General features: G+C 31.7%; 17 protein-coding genes. 10 read left to right on the forward strand and 7 right to left on the reverse strand.

Annotated elements, in window-relative coordinates; genetic code table 11:
- Positions 1 to 118: 118 nt before the first annotated feature.
- Positions 119 to 925 carry a sulfotransferase gene (locus Q0776_RS14915; protein WP_298369927.1) on the reverse strand — a complete coding sequence of 269 codons (807 nt, stop codon included), beginning with the start codon at positions 923 to 925 and terminating at the stop codon, positions 119 to 121.
- A gap of 159 nt (positions 926 to 1084) precedes the next feature.
- Between Q0776_RS14915 and Q0776_RS14920 the strand changes: the two genes are divergently transcribed.
- The 8 genes from Q0776_RS14920 (at position 1085) to Q0776_RS14955 (ending at position 12314) form a co-directional block, all read left to right on the forward strand.
- Complete coding sequence (locus tag Q0776_RS14920) at positions 1085 to 1660, forward strand: sulfotransferase family 2 domain-containing protein (protein ID WP_298369930.1); 576 nt, start codon at positions 1085 to 1087, stop codon at positions 1658 to 1660.
- Positions 1661 to 1664: 4 nt separating this feature from the next.
- Positions 1665 to 2663 (forward strand): phytanoyl-CoA dioxygenase, encoded by a 999-nt coding sequence (locus Q0776_RS14925; RefSeq protein WP_298369932.1) that lies wholly within the window; start codon positions 1665 to 1667, stop codon positions 2661 to 2663.
- 265 nt (positions 2664 to 2928) lie between these two features.
- A complete protein-coding gene (locus Q0776_RS14930) occupies positions 2929 to 3483 on the forward strand; it encodes a hypothetical protein (protein ID WP_298369935.1) in 555 nt (184 codons plus the stop codon).
- Between the two features lie 16 nt (positions 3484 to 3499).
- The gene (locus tag Q0776_RS14935; protein ID WP_298369938.1) at positions 3500 to 4066 is read left to right on the forward strand and encodes a tail fiber protein; all 567 of its coding nucleotides are present in this window, start codon (positions 3500 to 3502) and stop codon (positions 4064 to 4066) included.
- A gap of 17 nt (positions 4067 to 4083) precedes the next feature.
- The gene (locus Q0776_RS14940; RefSeq protein ID WP_298369941.1) at positions 4084 to 4647 is read left to right on the forward strand and encodes a tail fiber protein; all 564 of its coding nucleotides are present in this window, start codon (positions 4084 to 4086) and stop codon (positions 4645 to 4647) included.
- Positions 4648 to 4665: 18 nt separating this feature from the next.
- A complete protein-coding gene (locus Q0776_RS14945) occupies positions 4666 to 5235 on the forward strand; it encodes a tail fiber protein (RefSeq protein ID WP_298369943.1) in 570 nt (189 codons plus the stop codon).
- Between the two features lie 124 nt (positions 5236 to 5359).
- The gene (locus Q0776_RS14950; protein ID WP_298369946.1) at positions 5360 to 11350 is read left to right on the forward strand and encodes a gliding motility-associated C-terminal domain-containing protein; all 5991 of its coding nucleotides are present in this window, start codon (positions 5360 to 5362) and stop codon (positions 11348 to 11350) included.
- A 10-nt stretch (positions 11351 to 11360) separates the two neighbouring features.
- Positions 11361 to 12314 carry a type IX secretion system membrane protein PorP/SprF gene (locus Q0776_RS14955; protein ID WP_298369947.1) on the forward strand — a complete coding sequence of 318 codons (954 nt, stop codon included), beginning with the start codon at positions 11361 to 11363 and terminating at the stop codon, positions 12312 to 12314.
- Positions 12315 to 12376: 62 nt separating this feature from the next.
- Here the strand turns inward: Q0776_RS14955 and Q0776_RS14960 are convergent, their stop codons facing one another.
- Together Q0776_RS14960 and Q0776_RS14965 are read right to left on the reverse strand one after the other, a co-directional pair.
- The gene (locus tag Q0776_RS14960; protein ID WP_298369950.1) at positions 12377 to 13969 is read right to left on the reverse strand and encodes a mechanosensitive ion channel family protein; all 1593 of its coding nucleotides are present in this window, start codon (positions 13967 to 13969) and stop codon (positions 12377 to 12379) included.
- Positions 13970 to 14039: 70 nt separating this feature from the next.
- Positions 14040 to 15977 (reverse strand): YgiQ family radical SAM protein, encoded by a 1938-nt coding sequence (locus Q0776_RS14965; RefSeq protein WP_298369953.1) that lies wholly within the window; start codon positions 15975 to 15977, stop codon positions 14040 to 14042.
- 146 nt (positions 15978 to 16123) lie between these two features.
- Between Q0776_RS14965 and Q0776_RS14970 the strand changes: the two genes are divergently transcribed.
- Together Q0776_RS14970 and ppk2 are read left to right on the forward strand one after the other, a co-directional pair.
- Positions 16124 to 16636, forward strand: coding sequence for a hypothetical protein (locus tag Q0776_RS14970; protein WP_298369956.1), 513 nt, complete (start codon positions 16124 to 16126; stop codon positions 16634 to 16636).
- Between the two features lie 199 nt (positions 16637 to 16835).
- On the forward strand, positions 16836 to 17636 hold the full coding sequence (gene ppk2, locus Q0776_RS14975; RefSeq protein WP_298369959.1) for a polyphosphate kinase 2: 801 nt from the start codon (positions 16836 to 16838) through the stop codon (positions 17634 to 17636).
- Positions 17637 to 17896: 260 nt separating this feature from the next.
- Here the strand turns inward: ppk2 and Q0776_RS14980 are convergent, their stop codons facing one another.
- The 4 genes from Q0776_RS14980 to Q0776_RS14995 form a co-directional block, all read right to left on the reverse strand.
- Positions 17897 to 19033, reverse strand: coding sequence for a glycosyl hydrolase 53 family protein (locus tag Q0776_RS14980; protein ID WP_298369961.1), 1137 nt, complete (start codon positions 19031 to 19033; stop codon positions 17897 to 17899).
- A 69-nt stretch (positions 19034 to 19102) separates the two neighbouring features.
- Positions 19103 to 21598 (reverse strand): zinc-dependent metalloprotease, encoded by a 2496-nt coding sequence (locus Q0776_RS14985; RefSeq protein WP_298369964.1) that lies wholly within the window; start codon positions 21596 to 21598, stop codon positions 19103 to 19105.
- A 143-nt stretch (positions 21599 to 21741) separates the two neighbouring features.
- A complete protein-coding gene (locus Q0776_RS14990) occupies positions 21742 to 22344 on the reverse strand; it encodes a hypothetical protein (protein WP_298369967.1) in 603 nt (200 codons plus the stop codon).
- The coding region (locus Q0776_RS14995) for a hypothetical protein (RefSeq protein ID WP_298369968.1) at positions 22328 to 25042 on the reverse strand (2715 nt) is incomplete at its 5' end. The genes Q0776_RS14995 and Q0776_RS14990, both read right to left, overlap by 17 nt.

Raw genomic sequence — 25042 nt, forward strand, 5'->3', positions numbered from 1 at the left:
CAATTGAGGCTCTTTTTTTTAATATTTTTGTATTCATTTAAACAGATAGTTCGCACGTTAAATAAATACAAATATTCAATATATTCCAATAAATTATATTTCAAATTTATAGTAATAATTATAAAGAATTATTAATCATTTTATCTTTTGCTTCTTTAATTAAGTTAATTTCTTCCTCAGATAATTCTGAAGGAGAAATATAACCATCATTAGATTGAGGTGATCTGGCATCTCCAAAATAAGTATTCACTTTAATTTTCATAATTTCCTCATCAATATCTTGTGCCCCTGTAAAAGCAGCGATTTTAGAAATTGTTTTTTTTGGTTCTTTTACCAAGTCAGAAAAAGAAATTTTCAACAAATTGTCTGAATCAGGTAATTGCATCACCGTATTATATGATTGCAAGTACTCTTGAAGAAACATTCTAGCTTCATCAAAGTTGTTGATCATTTGAATTCCCTTGGCAGATTTTACACAAGCTTCCATATCTCTATAAATATAAACTACTTTGCTATTTGGTAAGCAACTTTTCAATACATTTATGTTTCCTCCTGTCCAACCTGGTTGCTTTATACCCCATACACTCCTATTTTCCTTTTTAGCATAATCTTGAAAAAATTGAATGTGCATAAGAAAAGCTTTTTCCATTGATTCGAGGTAATCATCAACCTTAGGTAATAAATCGGGAATCCACTGATTTACATTGCCTTCTAACATTGATTTAAGCAAGAGATCCCTTTGATTTTTATCGTGCATAAGAAATAACTTTTTGTGAGTTAATTGATTCACTAAAAAAGAAATGTCATTCGCTGCATTTTCACCATAAATTAAGGTGTTTGAAGTAGAATTTAGTAATCGAACCAACAATGTTGAACCCGAACGTTGACAGGGTGATGTTATTAAAATTGGTGTAATTTCGCTCATAGTTTGTAATGATATTAAGGAGCCACAATATAAGAGTAAATATCTATTTGAAAAATCTACCAGATTATTTATTCATTTATAATTTCTATTTTAGACGTTTATAACTAAAACCATTTAATTAATAGTATTTATGTCTTTCTTTAAAATTGAATTTTTAAAATGATTATTTCTCACCATCTAAAAATTATTTTTATTCATGTGCACAGAACTGGAGGTTCGTCACTTATAAATTTGTTAAAAAGTCAATTAGGGAATCATCTTGAAATTATCTCTCAACACGGTAATGCAAGAACCTCAGAGGCTTATTTACTAGAAAAATATGAGGATTATTATATTTTCGGATTTACTAGAAACCCATGGGATCGTATTTTATCTTGGTATTCTTTAATTCATAAAAATGATAAAAAAACGTTGACAGAAGAAAGGAAAAGATTTGAATTGTTTATTGAGTTAGACTATGCATCGGATTTTACAACACAACAATTTCATTATAATACTTTAGACTATTTTTCAAATAAAAAGGGAGCATTAAAAATTGATGAAATATTTCGTTATGAAAATTTCGAAAATGAGATAGGGAAATTAATGAGGAAACTTAATTTACCTCAAACAGAAATTTCAAAAGTTAATAACACAAGCCCTAAAACGTTTCAAGATTATTATACAAAAAATAGCAAAGAATTAATTGCTGAAAAGTGCAGAAAAGATATCGAATACTTTAATTATATTTTTTAAAGAAATGATTGAAAATAAAATACTAACTGAAATAAAAAAACTAACCTCTGCAATAATTGAAACCTCGTCCAATCTAAATGAAATAAAAAAAAATCTAGATAAAATTCATAATCACTTTAAAAATATTACAGAAATCTCGGGATTTGATTTTAAAGTTGAATATTTAGCTGCAATTCCTGCAGAAAAAGGAAAAGCTCTAGGGTTAAACTATGCAGCCCAATGTTTACTGGATTATAAACGAACTGAAAAATTCTTAAAGGCAATTATATTGGCAATAAAAGAAAAGCAGAAAGACAACCCAGGAGAGATAATTAATATTTTTTATGCTGGTTGCGGGCCCTATGCTCCATTTATAACTTTAGTAGCCCCTTTTTTTAACTCTAACGAAATACAATTCTGCTTATTAGATATTAATAAAACTTCTCTTGAATCTGCTAAAAAATTAATTAATTCCTTAGAATTGTCTAACTATGTTAAAGAGTTTTATTTAGCCGATGCAGTAACTTTTAAAATTCCTAATCCAGACACATTTCATATACTTATTAGTGAAACGTTAGATGCTTTATTATTTAGAGAAAGTTATGTTCCTATAATATTTAACCTGCTGCCTCAATTTCCTAAAAACATTACATTAATTCCCGAAAATGTATGTCTTAACCTAAACTTATTATCAAATTTTGAGAAAAGTTCGAAGTGTACTGAATATAAAATTGAGACCATTTTAAATGTACAAGAAGCCCTATTATCTAGAAAGCATAACCTAGCTATTCCATCACAATTATCAGATAAAAAAATTAATTTGAGCACCTTAAAAATAGATCATTCTAAAAGTGTTTTATTGGATACTCGAGTTCATATTTATAAAGATATTTGGTTAAATAGAAATGAATCTTCCTTAACTATACCTGTTGAAATAGAATTGAAGGAGCCTTCCGAAAATAATTTCATTGTTTTCACTTACTTTTTAACTCCTAATATAGAATTGAGATATAGATTTGAATAATTAATAAATCTAAATAACGAGCTAAACTACTATATAAAAATTAGTCAAGCTTTTATTATAAAAAATGTATAAGGTTTGGTAAAATCAATATAATTATTATCATACGATTATACTGACTTACATCCCAAGTAAAATAGCTCAAGATTTATGTAATGCTTTTATAATCAATCATAAAATCTTAATAAAACAATGATATTTATCATATTTTATTTTTGTGTTTGAGTAACATTTGTTACATTTACACTACTAACTAATCAAACCAACTATGAAAAATCATCCTTCTCGAAGGTTGTTTTTGCGTAATTCCGCAATGGCAACCACTGGTATAGCTTTATTTTCTTCAACAACATTTGCAAATACTTTTACTAGTGATGATAGCCCTTTTGAAGGGTATAATCCTTATGCAGAGGAAAAAACAGACTTAAGAACGTCATCATTATTTGGAAAGCATTTACAAGTTAAAGGTGAAATTTTTGATGCTACGGGTTCTTATAAACTTTCTAATGTAACAATTGAAGTTTGGCACTTATCTCCCAATTCTAAAAAATACAGACACCAAGCAAAGTTAACAACCAATAATAATGGTGAGTATAATTTTATTACAGACTTCCCAAACATAGAAAATGGTAAAATGCCTAGAATCTATTTTAAAGTAACTAATAACCATACAACTTATTTTACGGAGTTATTAGTAAACGATTTTGGAGCACATATTACTGGAAAACACTGGCAAGAGAATAATAAACTTGGGGAAAAAATACTACCAATTAAAGAAGATTATTCAAATTTTTCAAAAGTAACTTTCAACATCTCAATTTAATTAAAAAAAATAGACTATGGCATATCCATTTATAGGACAAATTCAAATTTTCGCAGGAAACTTTGCTCCAAGGGGCTGGGCCTTCTGTGAAGGGCAATTATTACCAATTTCTCAAAATACAGCTTTATTTTCAATTTTGGGAACAACTTATGGAGGAGATGGAAGAACAACTTTTGCTTTACCCGATTTAAGAGGAAGAGTACCTATTGCCCCAGGAACGGGTCCAGGATTACCAAATTACCGTTTGGGGACAAGAGCAGGGACAGAAACCAACGTTATGAATACATTACATCTACCAAGTCACACGCACACAGCAACTGGTACAACTAAAGCATCTAATGCTGTTGGAACAACAAACAATCCTGAAGGAAAAGTGTTAGCAACAGGAAAAGCTGTAGTAGATAGATCCACCAGTTATAATGCAAATATTTATGGAGATGCGGCAAATGTCAATATGGCGGCAAATGGCGTTACAGTTACGGTTAACAATACAGGTGCAAGTGCAGCAATAAATAATATGCAACCATATTTAGTAACCAATTATATTATTGCTTTAATTGGTACATTTCCTTCAAGATCTTAATCATTTAAAAATATATTATGGAACCATATATAGGAGAAATTAAACTTTTCGCAGGAAACTTTGCACCAAGGGCGTGGGCTTTTTGTGAAGGACAATTATTAGCAATTAGTTCATACAGTGCTTTATTTTCAATTTTAGGCACTACTTATGGAGGAGATGGAAGAACAACTTTTGCATTGCCAGATTTAAGAGGAAGAACAGCTATAGCTCCAGGAACTGGCCCTGGACTAACAGCTAGACGTCTAGGGGAAAGAGGAGGCTCAACAACCAATACTTTAAATGCTACCCAATTACCAAATCACACCCACACAGCAACAGGTACAACTAAAGTATCAAATGCAGACGGAACAACAAACAATCCTGAAGGGAAAGTTTTAGCAGTTGGAAAAGCAGTGGTAGATAGATCCACAAGTTTTAATGCAAATATTTATGGAGATGGTTCCAACGCAAACATGGCAGCAAATGATGTAAGCATTACTTTGGGTAACACTGGAGGTAACCAATCAATTAATAATATGCAACCATATTTAGCAACTAATTATATTATTGCTTTGTTTGGTATTTATCCTTCTCGATCTTAATCCTTTAAAAAATTTATTATGGCAGAACCATTATTAGCATCAATTAAAATGTTCGCAGGAAATTTTGCTCCGAGGGGCTGGGCTTTTTGTGAAGGACAATTATTACCAATTAGCCAAAATCAGGCATTATTTTCCCTCTTGGGAACCATTTATGGAGGAGATGGAAGAACAACTTTTGCATTACCAGATTTAAGAGGAAGAGCACCTATTTCATCAGGTAATGGTCCGGGACTTACATCTAGGCCCTTAGGGCAAAGATCTGGCATAGAGAGTAACATGTTAAATACGAATCAGTTACCACCGCATACTCACACAGTGATTGGCGCAACTACTAAAGTGTCTAATGCAGATGGAACTACTAATAATCCAGAAGGTAAGGTATTAGCAGTTGGAAAAACAGTTGTAGATAGATCCACAAGTTATAATGCATCTATTTATGGAGATACTGCTAATGCAAACATGGCAGCCAATGACGTTATTGTTACCGTTGGAAATACTGGTGGTGGCCAACCAATAAATAATATGCAACCATTTTTAGCGGTCAATTATATTATTGCGCTACAAGGAGTTTTTCCTTCTAGAAACTAGATTTTACAAATTAAAATATTTAGTAACTATTAACACTTGTTTACATAAAACTTAAACTAGTGTTATATCTATTTTGTTAATGTTTTGTACCGCCACATATTATTATTAAAAAAAACAAATTACCATGAAAAAAACTACTCTTAAAGTGTATTCATATACAGCATATTCTTATTTTGAGAATGTGTTCTACTTCAATAGAATAAAAAAACACAAAAGTAAGTCTAACAGATTATTTACGCTAATTTTCCTACTATTATTAGGCTTTTCTTCAAAAGCACAAATTACAATTGATTTTAATTCAATTGGTTATACGGACAATCAACAGCTTGGAAAAACTGTTAATGTAAGTATTTTTACTTTTGAAATTAACTCGACTGATCCTGTTGATGACATCACTTTTGATGATGAAACTGATCTTGGTGGTACTGGATCAGGTTCATTATATGATGATAATATACAACCTGGAGAGATAACTAAATGGACAATTTCAAGAACTGATAACAATGAATTTAAATTAGAGAGTATTGTAATTCTGGATTCTGGATTTGGTTCTGCTAACGGTACAATTAAAGCCTTTAAGGATGGTTCTCAGGTTGGTTCTACAGTAAATATTAGCTTTGATGGAAATCAGGATTTGTCAGCAAACACCGACTTTGAAAACATTGATGAGATTCAAATAGAAGCAACAGATATTAACTTTTTTATAGACGATTTGGTTTATAATGCAGCAGTTGGATCCACATTGGCACCAACCGTATTAACTTCAGTAGCTTCTTCTATTTCCGCAAATGGCGCAACATTAAATGGAAATATAACTTCAGATGGTGGGGCAGCAATTACGGGAAGAGGATTTGTATATGCACTTACATCAACGGATGCCACACCTACAAGAGCGGAAGCTAATGGCACTACTATAATTGATGTTCCAGAAGGAGGCCTTACTACGGGTGTATTTACTGAAGCTATTTCCGGTTTAACTTCTGCTAGTGGATATAGTTATATAGCATATGCCACTAACAGTGTGGGTACCACCGAAGGCCCAGTACAAACATTTAATACTAGTGTATCAATGGCTACAGGACAAGCTATTATAGATTTTAACTCACTTCCTTATATAGATAATGAACAGTTAACAACATCAACAACGGTAAGTATTTTTACTTTTGAAATTGATGCTTCTGGTCCAGGTGATGACATAACTTATGATAATGGTTCCGGTACTGGGGGCACGGGAACAGGAGCTCTCTATGATGATAATATAGATCCGGGAGGAATAACAAAATGGACAATTTCAACTACAAATGGTGATTATTTCAAATTTGTTAGTATTTTAATACAGGATGCAGGTAGTGGTGGTTCTACTAATGGAACTATTAAAGCATTTAAGGATGGTTCTCAGGTAGGGTCAACCGTAAACATTAACTTTGATGGCTATCAAATTCTATCATCAAATGTAGATTTTCAAAATATTGACGAGATTCAAATAGAAGCTACCGATATTAATTTTTATATTGATGATTTAGTATATGAAATACCAATGTTTACTGCGCCTTCAGACCTTTGTGTTGATGCAGGAACTCAAACGGGCTTAAGTGGAGGTGTTCCAACGGGTGGAGTTTATAGTGGTGCAGGTGTTACTGATGATGGTAATGGAATGACCTATAGTTTTAATCCAGCATCTGCTGGTGCAGGGATTCAAACACTTACATACACTACTAATATTGGGGCAGCTAACGATGATATAGAAGTATTTGCTTTACCAGCAGTTACATTTACTGCTCCTGCTGATTTATGTATTAATGACGGTGTACAAGCAGGACTTGGGAGTGGAACTGCAACAGGTGGTGTATACTCCGGACCTGGTGTTACAGATGATGGAAATGGAACAACATATAGTTTTGACCCCGCAGCAGCTGGTGTGGGAACTCATACCTTAACATATACTTTTACAGATGGCAATGGTTGTGCTAATTCAGCATCAGATGATATTGAAGTATTTGCATTGCCAGTTGTAACTTTTACAGCTCTTGCAGATATTTGTTTGGACGCAGGTGTTCAAGCTGGTCTTGGGGGAGGATCTTCAACAGGAGGTATTTATTCAGGGACTGGTGTTACTGATGACGGAAATGGAATGACTTACAGTTTTGATCCAGCGGCAGCTGGAGTTGGAACACATACATTAACCTATAAAGTAGGAGTTGCGGGATGTTCGAACTCAGCATCTGACGATATTGAAGTATTTGCATTGCCTGTTGTAACATTTACAGGGCCCGCAGATCTTTGTATCAATGCGGGTGTACAAACAGGTCTTGGAGGTGGTTTACCAGCAGGAGGTACTTATTCAGGACCAGGTGTTTCTGACAATGGAAATGGAATGACATACGATTTTGATCCTGCAGCTGCAGGTGTAGGAGTTCATACAATAACATACAACTTTACAGATGGAAACGGATGTTCAGGATCAGCAAATGATCAAGTAGAAGTATTTGCATCACCGGTTGTAACATATACAGCACCTGCTGATTTATGTCTTGATGCTGGTGTACAAGCTGGTTTTGGTGGCGGTTCACCATCAGGTGGTGTATTCTCTGGAGTTGGTATTACAGATGATGGAAATGGAATGACCTATAGCTTTGACCCAGCAGCAGCTGGAGTTGGAACTCATACCTTGACGTATACTTTTACAGATGCCAATGGTTGTTCTAATTCAGCATCTGACGATATTGAAGTATTTGCATTGCCAACAGTAACTTTTACTGCTCCAGCGCCTGATGTATGTATAGAAGATGCTGTTGTACCAGGATTAGGTGGAGGATTGCCACAAGGTGGTGTTTATAGTGGTACAGGTGTTACTGATGACGGTAATGGAATGACTTTTAGTTTTGATCCAACGGCATCTGCGCCTGCAGGTGGAAATATAACTGTTACCTATTCTTATACTGATGCAAATGGTTGCTCGAATGCCGCTAATGATGATATATTTGTAGACCCAGTTTGTTGCGAACTTATTGTTGATTGTTCAAATATTACAGATACTGTTATTTCGTGTAGAGCGGATTTACCACCTGTAGATTTTGATTTACCAATAATAACTGATTCTTGTGGTGATGTAACGATGTCTGCCTTAACAATTATTCCAGGAGATAGTGGATGTCCTGGAGACGAAGTTACAATTTCAAGAACCTACTTTTTACAAGATGAAGATGGTAATAAGGAGGAATGTAAACAAACATTTACGGTTGTGAGTAATGTTTCTCCAACTGTAACACCTGCATCAGTTACGGTAATTGAAAACTTAGATGCAAACTGTGAATTTATAATTCCAAATTATGCGGCATTAGCTACTTCTACTGCAGAATGCGGAACAGCAGCTATTACTCAAAGTCCGGTTGCAGGTACTGTTATAACTGGAGCAACTAATACAACAATTACTTTAACTGCAACAGATTTTTGTGGAAGAACTGCAATGGCTGATATTACGCTTACAACACAGGATGTAACACCTCCTATTGTATTAACAAAAAACATTACTGTTCAATTGAATGCAAATGGAGTTGCAACATTTACACCTCAAATGGTTGACAATGTATCAACAGATAATTGCGGAATTGACTCCATGAGTTTAGATGTTAATTCTTTTACTTGTGCTAGTATAGGTGCAAATACAGTTACTTTAACGGTTACAGATATTCATGGGAATGTAGATGCTAGAGATGCAATTGTTACAGTTGAAGATAGTATACCACCAACAGCATTATGTAAAGATATAACTGTTGAGTTAGATGAAAATGGCGAAATTGCGGTTTCACCATTTGATTTTGATAATGGCAGTAGTGATAATTGTGAACCATCAGTTGTTTCCTATAGGTATAAAAATAAATTACATTTTGATACATCAAAAAGAATTTTTAATTGTTCAGATTTAGGTACGAATGAAGTTGAGTTTATAGTTTATGATCTTTCTGGAAATAAATCAAGTTGTGTTACTTCAATTACGGTATTAGATAATATTTTACCTGTAGTACAAACACAAGATATTACAATAAGTTTGGAAACTGATGGAACGGCTTCAATTTCTGCTGAAGATATAGATAATGGAAGTTCAGATAATTGTAAAATCGCAACGTGGTCAATTGATAAGGATTCTTTTGATTGCAGTGATATAGGAGAAGATCAGATTGTTACTTTAACAGTGATAGATGATAATGGAAACACTTCAACAGGAACTGCCGTTGTAACCGTTGAGGATACAACAGCTCCTATTGTTATTACCAATAATGTTACAATTGAACTTGATGCAAATGGAGTAGCATCAATAACTGCAGAAGATATAAATAATGGTTCTAATGATATTTGTAGTGCGGTTACTTTAGAGTTAGATAAGACTTCTTTTGATTGTTCAGACTTAGGAGAAAATACAGTAACACTTACAGTAATTGATTTTTATGGAAATGAAGCAGAAGGAATGGCCATTGTTACAGTAAAAGATATCACAGAGCCTATTGTAGTAACTAATAATATTACAATAGAACTTGATGAAAATGGTTCAGCAGAAATTAAGGCTTCTGAAATAGATAATGATTCGTATGATTTATGTGGGGCGGTAACTTCAGAATTGGACAAAACATCTTTTGATTGTTCAAACTTAGGCGAAAATACTGTAATACTTACTGTAACAGATTTCTATGGGAATAAGGCCGACGGAAGTGCGATAGTTATGGTTGAGGATAACATTAATCCTATTGCAAAAACTAAGAATATTATAGCGGAACTAGATGCAAATGGAACTGTTACTATAGCTTCATCTGATATTAATAATGGATCCACCGACAATTGTAGTGTTGAATCGTTCGCATTGGATATAACTGAATTTGATTGCAGTGCTATTGGGAAAAATGTAGTTACATTAACAGTAACTGATATAAGTGGAAATGAATCATCTGCTACAGCAGAAGTAACTATTTTAGATAATGTTGCGCCTATTGCAATAGCTAAAAATATTACAATAGATTTAGATGAAAATGATATGGCGACATTATTGGCCGGAGAAGTTGATAATGGTTCTAATGATAATTGTGCAATTGCCTCAATAAGTATTGATAAAACAACTTTTGATTGTTCAAACATTGGTGAAAATACTGTGGTATTAACGGTTACTGATACAAGTGGAAATATATCCACTACAACAGCAATAGTTACTGTTAAGAAGACCACAACACCAATTGCTAATTGTAGTGCACCATTTACGTTAATTTTAGATGAAACTGGGAACGCTTCAATTTCTGTTGAAGATATAGATTTTGGAAGTTCAGATAATTGTGGAATTGCATCAGTTAGTATCGATAAAAATTCTTTTGATTGTTCTAATTTAGGTGAAAATACTGTAACACTTACTGTAACAGATACCAGTGGTAATAGTTCAACTTGCAATACAATTGTAACTATTGAAGATAAAACAGCGCCAATTGCAATAACAAAAGATATTAGTGTAGAATTAGATGAAACAGGGCAAGCAACAATTTTAGCAGAAGATATTGATGATGGAAGTTTTGATGTTTGTGGTATTGGTTCCCTAAGTATAGATAAACAAATATTTAATTGTCCAGAATTGGGAGATTATATAGTAGAGTTAACTGTTACTGATATTGAAGGAAATAGTTCAACTGAAAAAGCCATTGTAACATTTACAGGTCCAGATTTAGATTTGGATGGCATTGTAGATGCTTGTGATGAGGATATGGATGGAGATGGTGTAGCAAATGATGTTGATAATTGTCCGATGGTGATTAATTTGGATCAAAAAGATTTAGATCGAAATGGTTTGGGTGATATTTGTGATCAAGGAGAATTAGAAATACCAAAAGGTTTCTCACCAAATAGAGATGGTGTAAATGATGAGTTTATAATTTTAGGACTTCATAAATACCCTAACAATAGTATTCAGATTTACAATCGCTTTGGAAACATGGTTTATGAATCTAAAAAGTATCAAAATTACTGGGATGGTATTTCTTCAGGAAAAGAAAGAAGGTTACCAGCGGCTCCATACTTTTATGTACTTAGTGTAAATGGAGGAAGTCAAATTGTTAAAGGATGGGTTTATATCAACTACTAAAAAAATTAAAATGAAAAACAATATTAAAAATATAGTACTTATAATTAGTTTAGCTGTTTGTATTAATGGGGTTGCACAACAATCTCCATTATACACACAGTATTACAATAATTTTAGTTTAATTAATCCGGCATATTCTGGTAGTCATGGGCTTTTTACAGCTACTGCTAATATAAGAAGTCAATGGGCTGGAGAAGCTGGTGGTCCAGAAACAAAAACATTGTCTGTACACGGGCCAACAGGAAAAAATGTAGGATTAGGATTGTCAATAGTAAGTGATAATGTTTATGTTTTAAGTGAAACACATGTTTATGCAGATTTTTCATATTCAATTGCTGCAACAGAAAACTCAACACTTGCGCTTGGATTAAAAGCAGGAGGAAGTTTTTTGGATGTTGATTTATTAAAATTAGGAATAGAGAATGATGCTCTTTTTAGTGAGAATGTCAATCAATTTAATCCAAATGTGGGGGTTGGACTTTTTTATTATACAGATAGGTTATATGTAAGTTTATCTACAATTAATATTTTAGAAACTAAACATTATAATAAAAGTAAAAATGTTGTTTCGAGTGCCTCAGATGCAATTATTATTTATTTTTCAACAGGTTATGAGTTTGATTTAAGTGATACATTTAAATTAAAACCATCTGTTATGTTAAGAGGAGTAGATGGAAGTCCGTTATCAACTGATATTTCGGCAAGTGTATTATGGCAAGATAAACTTGAGTTTGGAATCTCTCATAGAATTGATGAATCTATATCTGGATTATTTCAAATACGCTTAACAGATAACTTAAAAATTGGTTATACTTATGATGCTATTACTAATGATTTGTCGAATTATAACAATGGGTCTCACGAGTTTTCACTTATTTTAGATTTTGGAAAGAGAAACTCTAAAAGAAAGGCACCGTTTCATTGGATGAAAGAAAATATTTCAAATGATATAATAATTGAATAATATTTAAGAACCAAAAGTATTGTTAAAATAAAAAAGCCGCACACTGTGCGGCTTTTTTATTTTTATTTCAAATTATCTACAATTTCATTTATTCTGTTTTCTTCAATATTATAATTAGATGAAAACCCTTTCTTCTCAGGGAATTGTTCAATCATTAAAGTAGTTGAAGGGAATGCAAAATCAACACCTAAGTCCGCTGCTAATTTCAAAATTTTCATATGTAAACTATGTTTAGAAGCTTGTTCTTTATTCCAATCTAATTCAACAAAATAAACATTCAATAAAACTAATAACGCTGAGTCTCCAAAGCCTGTAAACTCTACGTTAAATGCATCATCTCTAGTTGCTGGATGTAATTCTACAATTTTTCTAACACCAGTAACAAAAGCTTCAATTAATTGAGGAGGTGTATCATAACGGATTCCTAAATTTGTAGTATAGCGTCTAAAAGACCTTAAACCTTTGTTGTTTACAACCATTTCTGACAATGTGCTATTTGGTATTTGATAAACTGAGGTATCTGCGGCTCGAACAGTTGTAGATCTAAATCCTACTGTTTCAACCGTTCCAACAACTTCACCGGCCTCTATCCAATCGCCAATATGAAATGGTTTATCTAAAAATATCATTACCGTTCCTATAAGGTTTTTAACCGTATCTTGTGATGCTAAGGCAACTGCCAAACCACCAATAGATGCACCAGCAATTACCGTAACTGGTTTAATTCCAAACAATGTCAATAATTTTAATAATCCCCCAAATATTACTATTCCGGTTAAAAAGTTGTTTAAAATTGGAACTAGCTGGTCGTCTAATTTATTATGAGTTGACTCTGCAAATTCCTCATAAATACTCATAATTACCTTTACTAATTTTAAGAATACATAAATCCAAAAAACAGTAACCATTATATTTAATGACAAAAATAAAATAGTGTTTAAATCTAAAGGCAATAACAGTGATGGTAAAAATGATTTTATAAACCAAATAACAACTAATAAAACAATTGGTCTGGTTAATTTTTTTAATGCAGTATTTATTTTATCATTCGTTTTATGAATAATCCAAAATTGAATCTTACGCAAAACATAATACACAATTTTTTTAAAAATAAAGAATATTAAAACACTTAATATCAATAAAATAATTGCACCTAAATATTTCCAAAATTCAATATTAAAAAATTTATGATGCCCAAATTGAGGAATTATTTGTTTAATTTTTTGAATGTACCAAGGAAAAATATCATTATAAATATCATTGACTTTTGAGGTTGTTTCAGACGAATAATACCAATTTCCACCTACTCGTTCTACATATATGTCTGGCATTTGATAAGGAAATAAAACATATCTATGTCCAATTTTATAATCTGTGGTATCTGAATAAGTTTTATCTGTAGGAACTTTAGAAAAATCTACTTTTAATCCTTTACCATCTAAAATTTTCTTTAATTTAATCGCAATTTCTTCAGCTTCCTTTCCTTCAAAACCATAAATAGTTTGAGCGGCTTTTTCAGGTTGGTATGTATTTGGTTGCAAAAAATATAGGTGTGTATATATTGCAGAATTAGGATTACTTAAATTTACTTTCACTTCTTTTTGAGCCAAAATAGGAGTAGAAAGCAATAAAAAAAATACAATTATTTTCTTCATTTCAATTTGTTTTTTAAAATTCAAAGTTATAATATTATTTTTTTGAAGTTGTTCAAACCAATAAGAAATATTACCTTTTTTTTCGTTTGTTATATTTCTTTTTCTTTCTCGAATCAAAAGTAATAGCATCGTTAAAGGTGTCCTTTGTTTTTTCACCCTTATTTTTTTTCCAAGAATTAGTTGTTGGTAATAATTTTTGAAGCAAATCTTGCCTACCAACTTTAGTAAGTGTATTTCTAATCCAAGCCTGATTTTCTTTTTTATACCAAAAGAAAAAACGATGTTGTTCATCTTTTTCTTTTTTAGACTTTGGAGTTCTTGTAGGTTTTAAAGAGTATGGGTGATAGCCACTGTAATAAATTACCGTAGCGACCGTCATTGGAGTTGGGGTAAATCCTTGTACTTGTTCTAATTGAAACCCAAGATCTTTGGTTTCAGAGGCAAGATTTGCCATGTCTTCCAATTCACATGCTGGATGATTAGAAATAAAATAAGGTATTAACTGTAAATTAAGTTTTTTTCTAATATTAATTTTATCAAACCGTTCTTTAAACTTATGAAAGTACGCAAATGATGGTTTACGCATTAACTTTAAAACAGGATCTGATGTGTGCTCAGGTGCTACTTTTAATCTTCCAGAAATATGGTTTGTCATTACTTCTTCTGTATAGGCATCTAATTCTTTAGGATCTGCTAATTTATTAAACTCTGGAACTAACATATCATGTCTAATTCCGCTTCCAATAAACGATTTTTTAATTTTAGGATGTTTATCTACAGCTTTATAGAGCTCTGTTAATGGTTTATGTGAGGTGTCTAAGTTATGGCAAATTACGGGTGATATACAAGATGGCGAAATACATTTGTCGCAAATTTCTTGTACTTTACCTTTCATTTTGTACATATTTGCAGATGGCCCACCAATATCCGATAAATACCCTTTAAAATCGGGCATATTTGCAACTTGGTCTACTTCTTTTAAAATAGATTCTTGACTTCTACTAGCTATAAATTTTCCTTGATGTGCTGAGATAGTACAAAAACTACAACCGCCAAAGCAGCCTCTATGTATATTAATAGAGAATTTAATCATTTCAAAAGCAGGAATTGGACCTCTTTTATTATATTTTGGGTGTGGTAACCTTGTAAAAGGCAAATCAAAAGAAGCATCAATTTCCTTTTCCGTCATTGTTTCATATGGCGGATTTATAACTAAAGTAGAATCTGAAACATGTTGCATAATTCTATTAGCAAATAATTTGTTAGATTCCTGCTCAATTACTTTAAAGTTTGCCGCAAACTTTTTTTTGTTAAGTAGGCATACTTCGTGTGAATTTATAGTTATATCTGTCCAGTTTTTATTTTTTTGAACCTCTTCATTTCTAGGCTGTAAGTAAGCTGTTTGTTTAACGGTTGTTAAACTTGAAAAAGGAACACCTTTTTGTAATAATGTAACAATTTCACGCAATGGTTGTTCTCCCATTCCATAAACTAATAAATCAGCCTTTGATTCTTCTAAAATAGTTGGTTTTAGCGTGTCGCTCCAATAATCATAATGCGTAACTCTTCTTAAAGAAGCTTCAATACCACCAATTAAAACTGGTACATCAGGAAATTTTTCTTTTAAAATTTTTGTGTAAACAGTAGTAGCATAATCAGGTCTAAATCCTTTATCTCCATTAGGCGTATAGGCATCATTATCTCTTCTTCTTTTACTTGCAGTGTAATTACTAACCATAGGATCCATACATCCACCAGTTACAGCAAAAAATAACTTTGGTGTACCCAGTTTTGTAAAGTCTTGTAGGTTATCATGAATACTTGGTTGCGGAACAATAGCTACTTTTAATCCATAACTTTCTAATATTCTACCAACAACAGCATGTCCAAATGCAGGATGATCCACATAGGCATCTCCACTAAAAAGAATTACATCTAATTCATCCCAGCCTCTAAGTTTTACCTCTTTATTAGTAGTAGGTAACCAATCTGAAAGTTTGTTCATCATATTTTGCAAAAATACACTAAATAAAACAATTCTAAATAAGCTTTAGTATAGTTAATGAGTGTTAATGAATGTTAAGACGTTAAACCTTTTAAATTTTATACAGTCTTAGAAGCAAAAACAAATATTAATTTAATAAAATAGATAAAATGAAAAAAATAATAGGAATTTTAGTTTTAACGGTAGTATTTACATTTTCTAATACTATAAACGCGCAACAAAAACAAAGAATGCAAAAGAAAGCAAATTACTCTCCAGAGCAAATGGCTACTTTAATGACAAAAAAATTAACGTTGCACTTAAATTTAGATGCTAAACAACAAAAAGCAATTCAAAATTTGTTAACTCGCGAAGCCTCTGAAAGAAAAGAAATGATGGAGAAAATGAAAGAAAGACGTGCGAATGGTGAAAGACCAACCGATGCAGAAAGATTTGAATTTGAAAATAAACGTTTGGATAAACAAATTGCTCATAAAAACGAAATGAGAAAAATTCTTTCAAATGATCAATTTGAAAAATGGGAGAAAGTACAAGCGGCAAAAATGAGAAATGGGAAAAAGAAAATGGCAAATGCTAAGTCAAATAGAATGAAAAGAGATGGAAATCAAAAAGGTAATTCACGAAGAGGTGATGGTCAAAAAGAATTTAAAAATAGAATTTAGTTTGTTACTAGTTTAGTTTAGATGAAAAACACCGCATTATGCGGTGTTTTTTTATATAGAATTATCAGAATAATAGGTGTAAAAATGATTTCTTCTAAAAAAAAGCTATTCAATTTTTTTTATTTGGTATAATTAATTAGAATAATGAAGATAATAAGTTTCATTATTTTATTGTATAGCTTTTTTTTTAAATTAGCGTATGGCAGAAACTAATACAAACATTGCAAAAAGTAAAAAATTAAACTACGAAGCGGAATTAGGAAAATTACAAAAAGAATTAGTTCATCTTCAAGAATGGGTAAAAACAAAAGGATTAAAAGTTGTTATTGTTTTTGAAGGAAGAGATGCTTCAGGAAAAGGAGGAACTATAAAAAGAATAACAGAACCCTTAAACCCAAGAGTTTGTAAAGTTGTTGCGCTTGGAGTTCCAACAGAGAAAGAGAAGTCGCAATGGTATTTTCAACGATATGTTCCTTATTTACCAGCGGCTGGAGAAATAGTTATTTTTGATAGAAGTTGGTATAATAGAGCGGGTGTTGAACGAGTTATGGGCTTTTGTACAGAAAATCAATACAATGAGTTTTTACGCTCTTGTCCAGAGTTTGAACGAATGCTTGTTAGATCTGGAATTATTGTTTTAAAGTACTGGTTTTCAGTTAGCGATGAGGAACAAGAAAAGAGATTTAAAAGTAGAATTGAAGACCCATTAAAGAGATGGAAGTTTAGTCCAATGGACCTGCAATCTCGATCAAAATGGCTCGAATACTCGAAAGCCAAAGATGACATGTTTGCACATACAGATACAAAACAAGTACCTTGGTATGTTGTAAATTCAGATGTTAAGAAAAAGGCTAGATTAAATTGTATAAGTCATATATTAAGTCAAATTCCTTATGAAAAAATGAACTTGAAACCAATTGAATTACCTCCTTTACCTAAAAATGTAGGTTATGTAAGACCTCCAATGAATTATCAAACTTTTGTTCCAGAAAAATATTAATTTAAACAAAAATCCTCCAAATTTGGAGGATTTTTGTTTGATGATTATTTATTTATTAGTACTAACTTTTTCAACAAATTCTTCAAAACTATTAACACTGGGTTTCCATTGGTTTATTGAGTATTGCCTTAAATAAACTCTATATTTTTCTTCGTACTTATTTTTTGTATAAACATCAACTGGGGACAACCTATTCATAATTTAATCGTGTTTATAAATTTAGACACGTTTTTAAATGAATTGTCACTTAAAAAAGTAATTTATTCAATTAAATTAGGGTTGTAAAATTGCATTCCCAAAGTAGATTTATTATTATGGTCAAAAAGTGTAGCGTTATCCCAATGAGAACCTTTTCCCCAAAGCGTACTGCAATTTGTAGAAACCCAAGCGGGTTCCCAATATATAATACCTTCTCCACCAGATTGTTTTACTATTTCTGTTAATTTTTTTAAGTAATTTAATTGACCTTGTTGAGTTGCAGGGTAACCTTCTATTAAAGCATTAGTATTTAAAATATTACTGGCTTCATCCTTGTTTTCAAGCGTGTATGGATAGGCTGTTTCAACAATCATTAATTTTTTGTTATACTTTTTAATTAATGTGTTTAAAACAGAACCAACATTGTTTAATTTATATGTAGACCAAAGTGGGTAATAGGAGAGGGCTATCCAATCAAAATCTGTTACATTATTTTCTGACGCTTCCTCAAACCACCACAAAGCATTTTCTGGCTGAGCAATATGAAGCATTATTTCAATAGATTTATTTTTTTTAGTAGAAAAGTCTCGAACAGCTGAAATACCTTTGTTAATTAAATATGAATTTCTAGTCCAATCAATAGGCCATTGTAATTCACCTTTTTGTAAAATCATTCCATTTATTTCATTACCAATCTGCACCATTTCAGGTAATAAATTCAAATTATTTAAATCATTTAAAGTAGCGTAGGTATAATTATATAATAGTTCGCCTAGTTTTTCTTTATTGTTGATTTCACTTTCCCATGCAGCCGGTATTTCTTGTTTTTCAGGATCTGCCCAAGAATCTGAATAATGGAAGTCTAATAAAACACTCATTCCTTCTGATTTAGATTTTTCTATCCCTTTTTTTACATCCTCAATATTTGAATAGTTAGTCCAACTAGGATTGTTCCAGAGTCTAAAGCGTACTAAATTTGCTCCAGCTTCTTTAAAAATGGTGTATGGATTTTTTGTGTTACCATTCTTATCAATATAGTATGCACCACAATCCAACATTTCGTTTACATATGATAAATCTGCTCCATAATAAAAACTGGGTTTTATAATGGAATTATTTTTTATAGGCACTGTTGAGGATGAATTTTCACTACAAGAAAAAACGGTAAACAATAAAACCAAGGAGAAATATGTTTTCATAATTACAAATTTATCAAAATAAAAAAACCGATGCTAATTACATCGGTTTATTATTTTAATTTAAGGTGCTTATCCTTTTGGATTTAGAAGCTCATCAATACGTTCTGTTATATCTTGTAAATGATATCTTGTAATGGTGTTTGGAGCTGAGGTTGCAGCTCTTTGGGCATCTCTTTTTATTCTTTTTAATTCGCCTTTAATTACTGGAATAATATCCGATTGTTTAACAGTAACAGCGGTTGTCTTAATATAACTGGAAGAGCTTTTTGGGCGAACATCTTTAGCGGTAAGTAAAGATCCTAAACGTTCTATGTGAGCTCTTTGCAAATTTCTACGGTAGGTGTCAATAGGCTTATTATAACGTAATTCGGTCCAAATACCATTTCTTAAATCGCTCATCATAGATAAAAGTGTATATGCCTCATTTCCATTTAAGGTTTCATTTTCTACCATTCGCATCATTTTTCCTAAATCAAGAATTTTGTTTAGAGTTATAACTTGAGTACCTCTAATGCGTTCGGTAATTCCAGCAAATTCCGTTCTACCTATAATTTCTTTGTCTATTAACCAAGTTGGAGTTTTAAACAACTCATTATTTATAAATTTTAAACAATTTTTTTGATGAAGTTTATCAACATGTGTATAAACTAAACCATCTTGATCTGCGGTTTTATAGTTTTCGTATACTCCACCTAAATTTGAAGCAACATGTCCCATGTATCTATTAAATTGGGAAATTACATGACCATACATTGTATTAAGATCTTTATACGATTCACCTTCTTTAGTAGTCCAATTAATTAAATTTGAAGCAACACGTTTTAAGTTTTTAATTCCATATGTGCTAGCTAAGATAGCGTCATCACCTAAATCTTCAGTTTGCGAACTTGGATCTACAATTTCTCCAGCTTGTTGATGTCCAAATCTATAAAGTGGGTCTCCAGCATGTTCTAATATCCAATTATTCAAAATTTCTTTTTCCTCTTTTGCGGTTTTATCTAAAATTGGTCTATATCCCCAAGAAATTGAATAATCATCATATACTCCAATGTTTGGAAATAATGATACTCCTATATCTTCCGGCTGGGCAATATAATTAAATCGAGCATAATCCATTATTGATGGTGCTGTTCCATATTTTTTTGTGAATTCCGCATTTCGTAAATCTTCTACCTTGTATGCACAGCTACTTCCCATATTATGAGGTAATCCTAAAGTGTGTCCTACTTCATGAGATGATACAAAACGAATTAATTCGCCCATAACTTCATCACTAAATTCTGCATTTTGAGCATTTGGATTAGAAGCAGCAGTTTGTACAAAAAACCAACCATTTACTAAGCTCATAACATTATGATACCAGTTAATATCTGATTCTAAAATTTCTCCTGAACGGGGATCACTCACATGAGGTCCATTTGCATTTGGAATAGGAGAAGCTAGGTAACGAACAACAGAATAACGCACATCTTCAGGACTCCAATCAGGGTTTTCTTCTTTTGTTGGAGGATCTTTTGCTATAATTGCATTTTTAAATCCTGCTTTTTCGAAAGCAGATTGCCAATCTTCAATTCCTAATTTAATGTATTTTCTCCATTTTTTTGGCGTTGCGCGGTCAATGTAGTAAACAATTTGTTTTTTTGGCTCTACTAATTCTCCATTTTTAAACTTTTCAATGTCTTCATCTTTTACTTCTAATCTCCAACGGTCTAGGTAGGTAAGTGTTTCACTTTTTTGAGCTTCAGAACCATAATCAACTTGGCTACTTGTAAACCAACCAACTCGTTCATCAAAGTATCTTCGTTTCATAGGTTCTTTAGGAAGAAGTATCATTGAATTACTCATTTCAACAGAAACAGTTCCAGTGCTTGCATTTGATGGGGGCGCACTTGCAGTATAAGTTTTAACATGTCTACTTTCAATATTTAAAGGGAAACTTTTAATACTGTCAATAAACGATTTTTTGGTATCTAATCTTGAAATTTTATATGATTTTCTTACATATTCTGGCAGTCCTAAAGCTTTAACATCAGTAGAGAATAATTCAGTTACATCAATTACAGTTGCTGTTTTATCATTAGAAAAAGCCTTTATAGGAAATGTAAAAAGAACGGGTTCAAAATTAGAATTAACAACCGCTTCGTATACGGGTAATTCTTCGTCAGCACCAACATTATGAGAAACAACTCTAAGTAAAATTTGTTTTCCTTTTTTTTGCCATCTTAAAACCTGAGAATTTGTTTTTTGTCCGCCAAAGCTTCTATTGTTTGAAGTGTTTTTGGCGATACGAGTTACCATTAACATTTCTTTTTCTAACAGCGTGTCAGGTATTTCGTAAAAATATTTATCATCAATAAAATGAACCTTAAACAATCCATTATCTGTTTTTGCTTCTTTAGTTATAACCTTAGTATAAGGTAAAATAGCTCCAGGTTTTGGTTTAGCAGGAGGAGGTTTAGGTGTTTCTTTTTTGTCCTTTTTCTTTTTTCGTTGAGCATTAATATCTGCAGAGAACCCAACAATTAGCACTAAGGCTAAAATGCTTGTACAAATCTTTTTAATCATATAAAATGTAATGTTTGATGGTTTAAAAATAATTTTTTAAAAGTATTAAACCAATGGTCAAAATATCTTAAATATATGTTAAAGAAAAGCCGTATTACGAGATGTAAAACGGCTTTTTTGTTAAAAATATATGTTTGTTTGTGCTAATTATCTGTTTTTACTTCTTGTTTTCTAAAATAAGAAATATAGCTTACAATTTCTTTGGTACGTCTTAAATAATTTTCAAATAGATCAGGTCTATAAATGTTAGGTTTACCATTTTCAATTGTTGTGATTTTAGGGTCAAAAAAAGCATATGTATAAAAGGCATTAATAGTTAACTCGTCTGAGGGTATTACTTTGTCATATGCATAAATATATTGTAAAATGTGTTCTTTGTTTTCTGGATATATAGTTATCAGCTGCCAAACAGCTTTTATATATTCATTATTAGATAAGCTTAATTTAACATCATCATAAGTAAAGAAATCTTTGTAAACTTTGTTTCTATAAACAGGGTCATTAATTAATCTTTGGGCCTCTTTATTAAAAGTCATTTGATTTCCATCAATATTAACTCCAGGTGTTTTAAGTTCTTCTAGCCATTGCTTAGTAGATTCTTCATATTTTTGGAGAAACTTTGTTTGTTCCGCAGTAAGTGAAATTTTTTCACTTTTAGGTAGATCTTTATTTTGACCAAAAACAGGAACTGTTATAATTCCAAAGAATAAAACAGTAGATAGAATTTCTTTAATTTTTACTAGCATAATTTATACTATTTAGTTTTGTTTGATTAATTTTTAATGCAATTTGATTTATTTTTGCTTCTAAAGATTCAATTTTTGTATCTAATTCTTTTTGTTCTTTTTGTACTCTATTAACATTAATATTCAAATCACCGTTATGCACTCCTACCACCGTGTTTATCATTTTAGGACCTTGCTTTAAGTTGTTTTCCCAGGATCTACCGACAGTTAAAATGAAATCATCGGGGGTCATGTCATTTGGATGGATAGCAATACCATAACCTTTAATTTTAGAGTTTGCGACTATATAATCACCTGTAGTTACGGGTCCCATTACTTTAACAGGAACTTGTCCCATAAAAGCAATATTATTTCCTTTATATTCTTCACCTTCTCTAGGAGCATTACCTAAAATAATAGGTTTATGAGAAACAACCATAATTTGTTCTACATTGTTTAAGTCTCTAGTTATTTTACCACCTTTAACCGCAACAATATCACCAGCAGTTAAAAATTCATTTACATCTATCCGTTCTAGCCACTCAGCATAATCACCATGACCAGAAGAATATTCAACTCCAATTTTATTAAAAGCATCTATTAAGTTTGTAATTTCAACAGTTCCAGACACCATTCCGTCTAATAAGTCAATACCAACAAAACTAGAAAGCACATTTAGTAAATAAACATTGTCTAAAACTGTGTTATCTCTAAAGTCTTGAGTGGATTGCGCTCTAATGGTACCAGTTGTTCTACCATCCTTATCTTGAAAGGTAATATATTCATTTTCTTTACTTAAAGAATTACTAGGTGTTGATACTGTAAAATTAGGTATTGATAAACTAGGTAAACCTCCAGTTGGTATATTTGGAATTCTTGGAATAATAGGTCCAGGTAAACCTAAATTTTTAGGTAATATTGGAATTTCTGGTATGGTAAATCCAGGGATATATACTCTAGGAAGATTTAAAGTTACTTTCCAAGGTGGAATACAAACAGTTGTACACCCTAATGCTCCAGTTGGATCACAAATTGTTTCACAGGCTTGAGGTGTTGTCCAAGTTCCTCCATTTACGATTGTATATTCATCCCATACAACAGTTCTTGGAACTGTAATAGCAGGAAAGTCATAAGGTAAATTCATTCCATCATTAATACTTCCAATAATTCCATTACCAATTTGAGCCATTGCACCTGCTATGTATGCGGCAGGCATTAAATCAAAAAGTTGTGTAGGAGTAAAAGACCCACCATTTAACCAACCTTTAATAGTATTTAAAGGAGCGTCAAAAGCATCTACTGCTGGGTTAGCTAAATTTAAATAGCTTCCATTGTTCCAAGCCCCGTGAGTTCTTCCTAGTTTTATTAATAATCCATCTCCATTATTACCATTTTCATTTTCAAAAGTAGCAATGTAGTTGTCATTGTCACTTTTAATATTAAACGTTTTTACATCTAAATTTTCTAAAGTTGTATTTCCGGTAACAGTTAAGTTGTTATTAATTAATGTAGCACCATCAACAGTTAAAGTGTTATTTAAATCTGTATGTCCATCTACATTAAGGGTATTTTTTAAATCTGTAGCACCATCAACAGTTAAAGTATTATTTAAATCTGTAGCACCATTAACATTTAAAGTGTTTTTTAAATCCGTAGCCAACTCTACATTAAGCAATCCAGATAAGTTAGTAGGAGCAGCATTATTTACAAATAAAGAGTTGTTTAAATTAGTAATGCCATTAACAGTTAAATCATCACCTAATGTTAATGTTGAAAGAGTAGAAGGTCCATCTACAGTTAAAGCACCTTTAACGTGTAAAGTATTATTTAATGTTGTAGCACCGTTTACAAAAAGGCTTTTATTTAAGCTAGTTGCTTCTCCTACATTAAGTTTACCAGTAAGTTTCGTAGGACTTCCAAAGTTTACAGATAATGAACGATTTAAATTAGTATTGCCATTTACACCAAGGTCATTGTTTAAAGAGGTAACACCTTCAACATTAAGTAATCCAGATAAATTGGTGGTACTACCATTTACTACATCCAAGGTATTGTTTAAAATAGAAGCTCCTTGTACATCTAAGGTATTATTTAGTTTGGTTTTACCATCTACATTAAGATTTCCAGATAAATTGGTAGCACTTCCATTTGCAACATCTAATGTGTTGTTTAAAACAGATGCACCATCAACATTTAGCTTATTATTTAAATTGGTTTGGCCATCAACATTAATATCACCAGTTAAATTAGTTACAGCACCATTTTTTACATCTAAAGAATTATTTAAAACCGTTGTTCCATCAACAGTTACATCATTATTTAAATGGGTTTTACCATCAACGTTAAGAATTCCAGATAAGTTAGTTGCAGCACTATTTTTAACATCTAAAGAATTATTTAAAACCGTTGTTCCATCAACAGCTACATCATTATTTAAATGGGTTTTACCATCTACGTTAAGTATTCCAGATAAATTAGTTGGAGCACTATTTTTAACATTTAGAGAGTTATTTAAGTTGGAAGCACCTTCAATAGTAAGTGTTCCCGTTAAAAGAGTAGGTTTTTGATTATTAACACTTAACTGATCATTTAAGTTAGTTGTGCCATTTACAATAAGATTATTGTCTAATTCTAGGCCACCCCCTAAATTAAGATCTCCAGAGATATTAACAGGACTTTGATTATTTACATTTAAAGCATTGTTAAGGTTTGTTACCCC

Origin of the sequence: uncultured Lutibacter sp., from assembly GCF_947495725.1 — a bacterium.
Lineage (GTDB): Bacteria > Bacteroidota > Bacteroidia > Flavobacteriales > Flavobacteriaceae > Lutibacter.

What these genes read in the sequence shown, in the direction of transcription:
- Q0776_RS14990 (WP_298369967.1), bottom strand. Translation starts at nt 22,344, where the DNA reads ATGCTAGTAAAAATTAAAGAAATTCTATCTACTGTTTTATTCTTTGGA.
- Q0776_RS14950 (WP_298369946.1), top strand. Translation starts at nt 5,360, where the DNA reads ATGAAAAAAACTACTCTTAAAGTGTATTCATATACAGCATATTCTTAT.
- Q0776_RS14955 (WP_298369947.1), top strand. Translation starts at nt 11,361, where the DNA reads ATGAAAAACAATATTAAAAATATAGTACTTATAATTAGTTTAGCTGTT.
- Q0776_RS14920 (WP_298369930.1), top strand. Translation starts at nt 1,085, where the DNA reads ATGATTATTTCTCACCATCTAAAAATTATTTTTATTCATGTGCACAGA.
- ppk2 (WP_298369959.1), top strand. Translation starts at nt 16,836, where the DNA reads ATGGCAGAAACTAATACAAACATTGCAAAAAGTAAAAAATTAAACTAC.
- Q0776_RS14980 (WP_298369961.1), bottom strand. Translation starts at nt 19,033, where the DNA reads ATGAAAACATATTTCTCCTTGGTTTTATTGTTTACCGTTTTTTCTTGT.
- Q0776_RS14940 (WP_298369941.1), top strand. Translation starts at nt 4,084, where the DNA reads ATGGAACCATATATAGGAGAAATTAAACTTTTCGCAGGAAACTTTGCA.
- Q0776_RS14925 (WP_298369932.1), top strand. Translation starts at nt 1,665, where the DNA reads ATGATTGAAAATAAAATACTAACTGAAATAAAAAAACTAACCTCTGCA.
- Q0776_RS14945 (WP_298369943.1), top strand. Translation starts at nt 4,666, where the DNA reads ATGGCAGAACCATTATTAGCATCAATTAAAATGTTCGCAGGAAATTTT.
- Q0776_RS14915 (WP_298369927.1), bottom strand. Translation starts at nt 925, where the DNA reads ATGAGCGAAATTACACCAATTTTAATAACATCACCCTGTCAACGTTCG.
- Q0776_RS14935 (WP_298369938.1), top strand. Translation starts at nt 3,500, where the DNA reads ATGGCATATCCATTTATAGGACAAATTCAAATTTTCGCAGGAAACTTT.
- Q0776_RS14985 (WP_298369964.1), bottom strand. Translation starts at nt 21,598, where the DNA reads ATGATTAAAAAGATTTGTACAAGCATTTTAGCCTTAGTGCTAATTGTT.
- Q0776_RS14970 (WP_298369956.1), top strand. Translation starts at nt 16,124, where the DNA reads ATGAAAAAAATAATAGGAATTTTAGTTTTAACGGTAGTATTTACATTT.
- Q0776_RS14960 (WP_298369950.1), bottom strand. Translation starts at nt 13,969, where the DNA reads ATGAAGAAAATAATTGTATTTTTTTTATTGCTTTCTACTCCTATTTTG.
- Q0776_RS14930 (WP_298369935.1), top strand. Translation starts at nt 2,929, where the DNA reads ATGAAAAATCATCCTTCTCGAAGGTTGTTTTTGCGTAATTCCGCAATG.
- Q0776_RS14965 (WP_298369953.1), bottom strand. Translation starts at nt 15,977, where the DNA reads ATGATGAACAAACTTTCAGATTGGTTACCTACTACTAATAAAGAGGTA.